The sequence below is a fragment of the Qipengyuania thermophila genome, assembly GCF_004153605.1.
GTDB lineage: Bacteria > Pseudomonadota > Alphaproteobacteria > Sphingomonadales > Sphingomonadaceae > Qipengyuania_B > Qipengyuania_B thermophila.
Window position 1 is genome coordinate 1 of the sequence record NZ_SDSI01000012.1, and the last position, 1321, is coordinate 1321.

Here is a 1321-nt window from a genome sequence, read left to right on the forward strand (position 1 = left end):
TGAACCGCCCCGGGATTGCCGGAGGCCAGTTTCATCAAATTATGCTGCCATGGGCGTGTCGTCCAGCATGGCGTAGTAGCGCTCTTCGGCCTCGGCAGGCGGGATGTTGCCGATAGGCTCGAGCAGCCGACGGTTGTTGAACCAGTCCACCCATTCGAGCGTGGCGTATTCAACAGCTTCAAAGGATCGCCACGGTCCTCGTCGGTGGATCACCTCAGCCTTGTAAAGACCGTTGATCGTTTCGGCCAAGGCATTGTCATAACTGTCGCCGACGCTCCCGACCGACGGTTCGATCCCGGCTTCGGCAAGGCGCTCGGTATACTTGATCGAGACATACTGGCTGCCGCGGTCGCTGTGGTGGATCAGGCCGCCACGATGGACAGGGCGCCGATCATGGATCGCCTGTTCCAGGGCATCCAGCACGAAGCTGGCATGCGCCGTCCTGCTCACCCGCCAACCAACGATATAGCGGGCGTAGACGTCGATCACGAAGGCGACATAGACGAACCCGGCCCACGTCGCGACGTAGGTAAAGTCCGAGACCCACAGCATGTTCGGCGCCGGTGCATGGAACTGACGGTTGACCTGATCGAGCGGACAGGGCGCGGCCTTGTCGCTGATCGTCGTCCTGACCGGCTTGCCACGGATCACACCCTGCAGGCCGAGGTCACGCATCAGCCGTTCCACCGTGCAGCGGGCAATATCGAAGCCCTCACGCTGCATCTGCCGCCACACCTTGCGCACGCCATAGACCTTGAAGTTGGCGTCGAACACGCGGCGCACTTCCGCCTTCATCGCCTCGTCGCGCTGCGCGCGTGGCGACAGTCGCGACGGATCCCGGCGCTGTGCCACACGCTCATAGTAGGTGGATGGGGCGATCGGCAGAACCCGGCAGATCGGCTCGACCCCATACTCTCCACGATGATCATCAATGAAGCTGGTCATCGCTTGAACGGGCGGTCGAGCTCCGCCTGGGCAAAATATGCAGAAGCCTTGCGCAGGATCTCGTTGGCCTGCCGCAGCTCCCGGTTCTCGCGTTCCAGCGCCTTCAGCCGGTCGGCCACCTCGACCGGAACGCCAGCACGCTTGCCGCTGTTCACCTCGGCCTTCTTCACCCACTCCAGCAGCGTGTGACCCGAGCAGCCAATCATGGCCGCTATGGATGTGATCGCCGCCCAGCGGGAGGGATGCTCGCCCTCCTGGTCCAGCACCAGGCGGACCGCCCGCTCACGCACCTCAGGGGAAAACTTGTTCGTCGTCTTGCTCATCGTAGACCCTTCCTCTCAGGAGTTAGGGCCTCCGGCAATCCCGGGGCGGTTCA

At 63.0% G+C, this 1321-nt stretch carries 1 protein-coding gene and 1 other annotated feature; the gene reads right to left on the bottom strand.

Features of this window, described 5'->3' with window-relative positions; all coding sequences use genetic code 11:
* Positions 1–39: 39 nt before the first annotated feature.
* A protein-coding gene (locus tag ETO60_RS11105) for an IS3 family transposase (protein ID WP_130005716.1) occupies positions 40–1268 on the bottom strand; the annotation gives its coding sequence in 2 pieces (ribosomal slippage) (positions 40–980 and positions 980–1268; 1230 coding nt in all).
* Positions 871–987, bottom strand: a sequence feature (AL1L pseudoknot). It overlaps the preceding gene by 117 nt.
* Positions 1269–1321 lie beyond the last annotated feature (53 nt).